The 7794-nt window shown below is 74.6% G+C and carries 8 protein-coding genes; 6 read left to right on the forward strand and 2 right to left on the reverse strand.

The window, feature by feature from the left end; all coding sequences use genetic code 11:
- Positions 1-19 precede the first annotated feature (19 nt).
- Together A4V12_RS08330 and ligD are read right to left on the reverse strand one after the other, a co-directional pair.
- Entirely contained in the window at positions 20-919 is a 900-nt protein-coding gene (locus A4V12_RS08330; RefSeq protein WP_199831237.1) for an ATP-dependent DNA ligase, read from the reverse strand.
- Positions 916-1800 carry a non-homologous end-joining DNA ligase gene (gene ligD, locus A4V12_RS08335; RefSeq protein ID WP_064068583.1) on the reverse strand — a complete coding sequence of 295 codons (885 nt, stop codon included), beginning with the start codon at positions 1798-1800 and terminating at the stop codon, positions 916-918. The genes A4V12_RS08330 and ligD overlap by 4 nt, the downstream gene beginning before the upstream one ends.
- Before the next feature lie 40 nt (positions 1801-1840).
- Between ligD and A4V12_RS08340 the strand changes: the two genes are divergently transcribed.
- From A4V12_RS08340 to A4V12_RS08365, 6 genes are all read left to right on the forward strand, one after another.
- Entirely contained in the window at positions 1841-2857 is a 1017-nt protein-coding gene (locus A4V12_RS08340) for a Ku protein (RefSeq protein WP_064068584.1), read from the forward strand.
- A gap of 318 nt (positions 2858-3175) precedes the next feature.
- A complete protein-coding gene (glgA, locus tag A4V12_RS08345; RefSeq protein WP_064068585.1) occupies positions 3176-4396 on the forward strand; it encodes a glycogen synthase in 1221 nt (406 codons plus the stop codon).
- A gap of 78 nt (positions 4397-4474) precedes the next feature.
- Positions 4475-5182, forward strand: a complete 708-nt coding sequence (locus A4V12_RS08350; protein ID WP_064068586.1) for an SDR family oxidoreductase — start codon at positions 4475-4477, stop codon at positions 5180-5182.
- 29 nt (positions 5183-5211) lie between these two features.
- A complete protein-coding gene (locus A4V12_RS08355) occupies positions 5212-5694 on the forward strand; it encodes a nuclear transport factor 2 family protein (protein ID WP_064068587.1) in 483 nt (160 codons plus the stop codon).
- 27 nt (positions 5695-5721) lie between these two features.
- Positions 5722-6246: a nuclear transport factor 2 family protein gene (locus tag A4V12_RS08360; protein WP_079136902.1), complete on the forward strand. Its 525-nt coding sequence runs from the start codon at positions 5722-5724 to the stop codon at positions 6244-6246.
- 28 nt (positions 6247-6274) lie between these two features.
- Positions 6275-7552, forward strand: a complete 1278-nt coding sequence (locus A4V12_RS08365) for an MFS transporter (RefSeq protein ID WP_064068589.1) — start codon at positions 6275-6277, stop codon at positions 7550-7552.
- Positions 7553-7794: the final 242 nt, after the last annotated feature.

Genomic DNA, 7794 nt, shown 5'->3' on the forward strand with positions numbered 1-7794 from the left:
CCCCGGGCGGGCGTCCTCCTCACCCGGCGTCGGTGTCCTTCAGCCGCAGCACCGTCGTGACCGTGTGCCGGGTCGTGCCGGTGGCGACCTCCGCCGACAGCTCCGGCGGTACGGACCGGTAGGGCACCTCGCCCAGGCCGGGGGCCATGGCCGTGCCCGCACCGCCCGGCGCCAGCGGGGTGAGCGCGGCGCCGGCGCGGGCGCGGAGCGCCGGCGGCAGGGGGCTGGACACGACGGGGGTGTCGTCGTCGGGCAGGACCAGCACCAGGGACGCCGGCCGCTGCCTGCTGCCGGTGAACCCGACCACCACCGCGTCCCGGGTGTCGGTGTGCCGGAGCTTGCGCCACGCGCGCGTGCCCGCCTTGTACGGCTGGTCGAGGCGCTTGATGACGAGGCCCTCCACGCCGATCCCGGGCAGCGTCTCGTACCAGGTCGCGGCCAGCTCCGGGTCGGTGGTCATCGGCACGGGCTGGATCGGCGGGCCGAGGCCGGCGAGCAGTTCCTCCAGCCGCTCGCGGCGTACCGCGTACCGCCGGGGACGCAGGTCGGTGCCGCCCGCCGCGAGGACGTCGAAGGCGGCGTACGAGGCGGGCAGCCGCGCCGCGAGGCCCGGCGCCCGGCCGGGGGTGGCGGCGGCCCTGCCCTGGACGGCCGCGAAGTCGATGCGCCCCTCGCGCCAGACGACGACCTCGCCGTCCAGCACCGTGCCGTCCGGCAGCTCCCGGGCGGCGGCGGCCAGGTCGGGGAAGGCCGCGGTGACGATCCGTCCCGAACGGGCCTGGAGGACCACCCCGTCGGCCTGCCGGAACATCACCATCCGGTGGCCGTCGAACTTCGGTTCGTACGCCAGGCCCGGTTCGCGCGGCAGGGTGCCGACCGTCTGCGCCAGGGCGACCTTCAGGGGCGGTCGGAGGCTCATGGCAGCCGCCCCGCCCGGTCCGGGTCCAGGAGCGGCGCCAGCAGGTCGCCGTGGTCCTGGATGCGGGGGGCCATGTCCGTCAGGCCGAACGCCAGCAGGCCGGGGTCCCCGCAGGACTCGACCTCCTCCCAGGTCACCGGCGCCGACGCGGCCGGTTCGCGGCGGGCGCGCAGCGTGTAGGGCGCGGCGGTGGTCTTGGCGGCGTTGTTCTGGCTGTGGTCCACGAAGACCTTGCCGGGGCGCAGGGCCTTGGTCATCCGGTGCACGACCAGCGCCGGGAGCTCCGCCTCGGCCTCGACGGCGAGCTGTTTCGCGTACGCCTGGACCCGCTCGGCGGGCGCCGGTTCCAGCGGCACGTACAGGTGCAGGCCCTTGGAGCCGGACGTCTTGGCGTACGCCTCCAGGCCGTCCGCCGCGAGCCGCTCGCGCAGCCGGAGGGCGACCCGGCAGCACTCCACGACGGTGGCGGGCGGTCCGGGGTCCAGGTCGAGGACGAGCCGGTCGGCGAGGGCGGGGGCGTCGGCCGTCCACTGCGGGGTGTGGAACTCCACGACCAGGTTGGCCGCCCACATCAGGGAGGGCAGGTCCTCGACGAGCACCTGGCGGGCGTCCTTCTCCTCCGACCGGGGGACGGAGACGGTTTTCACCCAGGAGGGTGTGCCGGGCGGCGGGTTCTTGGTGAAGAACAGCTGGCCGTCGGGGCCGTCGGGATAGCGGAGGAAGGACAGCGGCCGGCCCCGGAGATGGGGGAGGAGGCAGGGGGCGACGGTGGCGTAGTAGTGCAGGATCTCGCCCTTGGTGGTCCCGGTGGCGGGGTGGATGACCTTCTCCAGGTTGCTGAGCGGCAGGCGCCGCCCCTCCACCTCCGTGATCGGCGTCATACGATGAGAATCCCATGAATCAGGACGAAAGGGATGAAACGTGCGATCCATCTGGAATGGCGCCATCTCATTCGGTCTGGTCAGCATCCCGATCAAGCTGGTGAACGCGACCGAGAACCGGTCCATCTCCTTCCGGCAGATCCACACGGAGGACGGCGGCCGGATCCGCTACCGCAAGGTGTGCGAGCTGGACGGCGAGGAGGTGTCGTCGGACGAGATCGGCAAGGCGTACGAAGAGGCCGACGGGACCATGATCCCGATCACCGACGAGGACCTGGCCTCGCTGCCCCTGCCGACCGCGAAGACGATCGAGATCGTCGCCTTCGTGCCGGCGTCGGAGATCGACCCGCTCCAGATCGACGCGGCGTACTACCTGTCGGCCAACGGGGTGCCGGCCGCGAAGCCGTACACGCTGCTGCGGGAGGCGCTCAAGCGCAGCGAGCGGGTCGCGATCGCGAAGTTCGCGCTGCGCGGGCGCGAGCGGCTGGGGATGCTGCGGGTCGTCGATGACGTCATCGCCATGCACGGGCTGCTGTGGCCGGACGAGATCCGTCGCCCCGAGGGCGTGGCCCCGGACACCTCCGTCACGGTCCGGGACGCCGAACTCGACCTGGCGGACGCGCTGATGGACACCCTGGGCGAGGTCGACATCGAGTCGCTGCACGACGACTACCGGGCGGCGGTGGAGCAGATGATCGCCGCCAAGGCGGAGGGCGCCGAGGTCGCCGCGCCCGCGGAGGAACGGCCCGGCGGCCAGGTCATCGACCTGATGGCGGCGCTGGAGAGCAGCGTCCGCGCCGCCCGGGAGGCCCGCGGCGAGGGCGAACCGGACGCGTCCGTGCACGAGCTGTCCGGCCGCAAGAAGGCGCCCGCGGCCCGCAGCGCGCCCAAGGAGAGCGGGACGAAGAAGTCCACGGCGAAGTCGGCCGCGAAGAAGGCGGCGCCGGCCCGCAAGTCCACGTCCAGGACGGCGGCGAGCGGCAAGGCGGCCGAGAAGAAGACCACGGCGAAGAAGACCACCGCGAAGAAGACCCCGCCCCGCAAGCGCGCCTCCTGACCCGCCCCGGCGCCTCCGGTGCCCCCGCGCGTCCCGGCGCCTGCCGCCCGGCTCCCGCCGTCGGCCCCGCATCCGTACGGCCGCCGCGCCCGCACCGGCGCCGCGCGGACCGGGCCCCGTCCCGGCCGCCGGGCCCGGTTCGCGGGTGCGGGGCCCGCGGGGTAAGGGGCGGATTGGCTACCGTCCGGGGCAGGGGGGACCTCGGCGGGGGGAACGACCGGCCCGCCGTACCGCCGTCGTGGGCCTTCCACCGTCGCCGCGCCGCCGAACGGGGCGCGGCAGCACCGTCTTTCAGGCCCTCGACGTCAGGAAGTACGCATGAATTCCGCAGCACCCCGCACCCCGCCCGCCATACGCGCCGACCTGCTCACCCGGGAGTACCCGCCCGAGATCTACGGCGGAGCGGGAGTCCACGTCGGTGAGCTCGCCCGGGAACTGCGCGCACTGGTCGACCTGCGGGTGCACTGCTTCGGGGAGCCCCGCACCGCGCCCGGCGTGACCGCGTACCGGGAACCCGCGCCGGTCGCCGGCGGCAACCCGGCGCTGCGCACCCTCGGGGTCAACGTGGAGATGGCCGCCCGCTGCGAAGGCACCGACGTGGTGCACAGCCACACCTGGTACGCCAACGCCGCCGGGCGCCTGGCGCAGGTCCTGTACGACGTGCCGCACGTGATGACCATGCACAGCCTGGAGCCGCTGCGGCCCTGGAAGGCCGAGCAGCTGGGCGGCGGGTACGCCCTGTCCTCGCTGGTGGAGCGCACCGCGATCGAGGCCGCCGACGCCGTGGTCGCCGTCTCGCGCGGGATGCGCGACGACATCCTGCGCGTCTACCCGGACGTCGACCCCGGCCGCGTCCACGTGGTGCACAACGGCATCGACACCACCGTCCAGCGCCCCGACCACCGGGTGGCCGCCCTGGAGCGGCACGGGGTCGACGCGACCCGGCCCATCGTGCTCTTCGTCGGCCGGGTGACCCGCCAGAAGGGTCTGCCCCAGCTGCTGCGCGCCGCCTTCGAGCTGGACCCGGCCGCCCAGCTGGTGCTGTGCTGCGGCCGGCCGGACACGCCGGAGATCGCGGCGGAGACCGCCGCGCTCGTCGACGAACTGGGCCGGGTGCGCGGCGGGGTCGTGCGCATCGACGGCATGCTCGACCAGGAGTCGCTGCGCCAGTTCCTCACGCACGCCACGGTGTTCGTCTGCCCGTCGCTGTACGAGCCGATGGGCATCGTCAACCTGGAGGCGATGGCGTGCGGCACGGCGGTCGTCGCCACGGCCACCGGCGGCATCCCCGAGGTCGTCGCCGACGGCGAGACCGGGCTGCTCGTCCCGATCGAGCAGGAACGGGACGGGTCCGGTACGCCGCTCGACGAGAAGCGGTTCGCCTCCGACCTGGCGGCCGCCGTCAACCACCTGCTCGCCGACCCGGCCCGGGCGGCCGCGATGGGCGCGGCCGGGCGCACCCGGGCGGAGGAACGGTTCTCCTGGCAGGAGGCGGCCCGCCGGGTGCACGCCGTCTACCAGGGGCTGCTCGGCACCTGAACCACCCCCGCCCCGACATCATGTTGTCGCGCCGGAGACTTTGACCCCGCCGTACCGGCCGCCGCTAGCGTCGTCGTCATGTCCCACGCGCCGCACACAATCCGCACCGCGCTGGTCACCGGCGGCAACCGGGGGATCGGCCTGGAGACCTGCCGCCGGCTGGCCCGGGCGGGCCTCGACGTCGTCCTGACCGCACGCGACCCCGCGCGCGGTCGCGCGGCGGCCGAAGGGCTCGCCCGGCAGGGCCTGTCCGTACGGTTCGAGCAGCTGGACGTCACCGACGGCGACAGCGTGCGGGCGTGCGCGGGCCGGCTGGCGCGGGCTGGCGTGGAGGTCGACGCCCTCGTCAACAACGCGGGGGTGTACCCCACCGAGTCGTTCCTCTCCCTCGACGAGGAGACGATGCGCCGCGCGGTCGACGTCAACCTGATGGGGGCGTTCCACACCTGCCGGACCTTCGTGCCGGACATGGTCCGCCGCGGCCGCGGCCGGGTCGTGAACGTCTCCTCCGGACTCGGCGCGATGACCGACAACGTCCCCTCCCCGGCCGCGTACGGCATCACGAAGGCCGCGCTCAACGCGCTCACGCTCGTCGTCTCCGCGGCCGTCCCGCCGTCGGTCAAGGTCAACGCGGTCTGCCCCGGCTGGGTCCGCACCGACATGGGCGGCTCGTGGGCGCCGACGAGCGTGGAGAAGGGGGCGGACACGGTCGTCTGGCTGGCGATGCTCCCCGAGGACGGCCCCAGCGGCGGGTTCTTCCGCGAGCGCCGGCGCATCCCGTGGTGAGCAGCCACGCAGAGACGAAGGGAAGAACGATGAAGCTCTCCTCCGGCCGCCGGGCACGCCGCACGGCGGGGATCGTGACCGCCGCCGCACTGATCTTCGGCGCGGCGGCGGCGTTCAGCAGCGACTACGTGCAGGCCGCGGCGAGCGAGGCCCTGCGCTCCACCCCCGAGGCGCACGAGCCGAAGGCCCTGTCCTCCCTCGCCCCCGCCGTCCGCGCCTACGTGGACGCGGTGGACGACGGGGACGCGGACGCCCTGGCCGCCGCGTTCCACGAGGACGGCACGGTCACCGACACCGGGCGCCGGTTCGAGGGGCGCGACGCCATCCGCGCGTGGGCGGCGGACGAGGTGATCGGCGGCCGGGTCACGGTGCTCGGCAACACGCCCACCGGTGACGGCTCCACCGTGCTGCTGCGGTTCGACCCCGAGGGCCTGCTCGCCGGGTTCCGGGCCCGCTACGCGTTCACGGTCGAGGACGGGCTCATCCGCCGCGTGTCCATGAGCTACGCCTGACCACCGACCCCCTCAGGGAGAAATGTCATGAGAAAGCGTGTGATACGGCCGGTCGTCCTCACCGCCGCCCTGCTCCTGGGCGCGACCGCCTGCTCCGACGGCGGCGACGGCGGCGGCGAGGACCGGGCCGCCTCCTCGCCCCGGCCCGGCGGCACCGTCTCGCGGGTGGAGGAGTCCGCCCCCGCCCCGGCCGCGTCCTCCGCCCCCGCCGGTTCCCCGGCCGCCGCCGACAACGATGCCGTCGACCCGGCCGCCCAGGCGTACGTGGACGCCGTGGCCGCCGAGGACCTGGACGCGCTCGTCGCCGCCTTCCACCCGGACGCCGAACTCACCGACGTGGGGCGGCGGTTCAACGGGCACGACGAGATCCGCCGGTGGGCGGACAACGAGGTGATCGGCGGCCGGCTCACCGTCCTGAAGAACACCCCCAAGAGCAACGGCACCACGCTCCGGGTCCGCTTCGCCCCCGGCGGCACCGGCGGCTTCGAGGCCAACTACGAGTTCGACGTCCGCGACGGACGCATCGAGAAGCTGAACCTTCAGTACGCCTGACCCACCGTCGAAGCAGAAGGGCTCCCGTATGAGCACCGCAACCGGAACCGGGCCCGGCCCGACCCGCAACACCCTGGCGCTGGCCGCGCTCGGCCTCGGCGCGTTCGTCATCGGGACCGCCGAGCTGGTCGTCGTCGGCGTGCTCAGCCTGATCGCGGGCGACCTGGACATCTCCGTCAGCACGGCCGGCCTCCTCGTGACCGCGTACGCGCTCGGCGTCTCCCTCGGCGGGCCGGTCGTCAGCGCGGCGACCATCCGGCTGCCCCGGCGCACCCTGCTGTGGGTCGCCCTCGCCGTGTTCGTCGCGGGCAACCTGATCGCCGTCTTCTCCGCCGCCTTCGGGCTGCTGGTGGCCGCCCGCGTGCTGTGCGGTGCCATCCACGGCCTGTACCTGGGCGCCGCTTCCACCGTGGCGACCGGCCTGGTGGCGCCCGAGCACCGGGGCCAGGCGGTCGGCCTGGTCTTCGGCGGCATCTCCGTCTCCACCGTGATCGGCGTGCCGCTCGGCACCCTGATCGGCCAGGGCCTGGGCTGGCAGGCCACCTTCGGCAGCGTCGTCGTGCTCGGCGCGCTCGCGCTGGTCGCCACCCTGCTGTGCGTGCCGAAGGTCGAGCACCGCACCGGTGAGAGCCTGGGCGCCCAGGCCCGGCACGCCTTCCACCCCCGGGTGCTGGCGATGCTGGCGGCCACGGTGCTGCTGATGGGGTCGCAGTTCATCGCGTTCACCTACCTCACCCCGTTCCTGGAGGACGTCACCGGAATCTCCGGCGGCGCGGTGGGCGCCTTCCTGCTGATCTTCGGTGTGTTCAGCGCCATCGGGACGTTCGCCGGCGGCCGGTTCGCCGACATCAACGCCTCCGCCACGCTCCTGGTGGGCAACGTGGTCGTGATCGTGGCCATGGCGGCGCTGTGGGCGTTCGGCTCCAACGCCTGGCTGGTGGGCCTGGCCCTGGCCGGCTGGGGCATCGTCGGGTTCGGTGTCACGCCCTCCTTCCAGCTGCGGGTCATCTCGCTCGCCGGCGAGGGCGCGGACCTGGCCGCCACGCTCGGCGCCTCGGCCGCCAACGTCGGGGTGGCGGCGGGCGCCGCGGTCGGCGGCTGGGCCCTGGCCGCCTTCGGCACCGGCGAGGTGCCGGTCGTGGCGCTGGTCGCCGCCGTGGTCGCGCTGCCCGTCGTGTGGGCCACCCGCTTCCTGAAGGCCCCGCAGGCACCGGCGCCCGGACCGTCCGCCGGGCCGGGGCCGGGACCGTCCGCCGGGTCCGGCCAGGACGGCACGGTCACCGTGCCCGTGGCGACGGCCGGCTGAGGCCGGGCGTCCGCCGGACGAGCGGCGGGGGGGCCGGGGGGGCCCCGGCCCCCCCCCCCTCCCTGTCCGAACCCCGGCACGCCGGCGGTGGGGGAAGGGGGCTCGGGCGGACCCCCGGCCCCCTTTTTGGACTGCGGAAGCACCCCCTACAGGGGGGTGTTGTGGGGCCCCAGCGGCGTGGGGTCTTCCCACGTCGCGGGCGCGACCTGGCGCTCCCCGGGGAACGACGTGGGGGCGGCGTT

It is taken from the genome of Streptomyces noursei, from assembly GCF_001646665.1.
GTDB classification, from domain to species: Bacteria; Actinomycetota; Actinomycetes; order Streptomycetales; family Streptomycetaceae; genus Streptomyces; species Streptomyces lavendulocolor.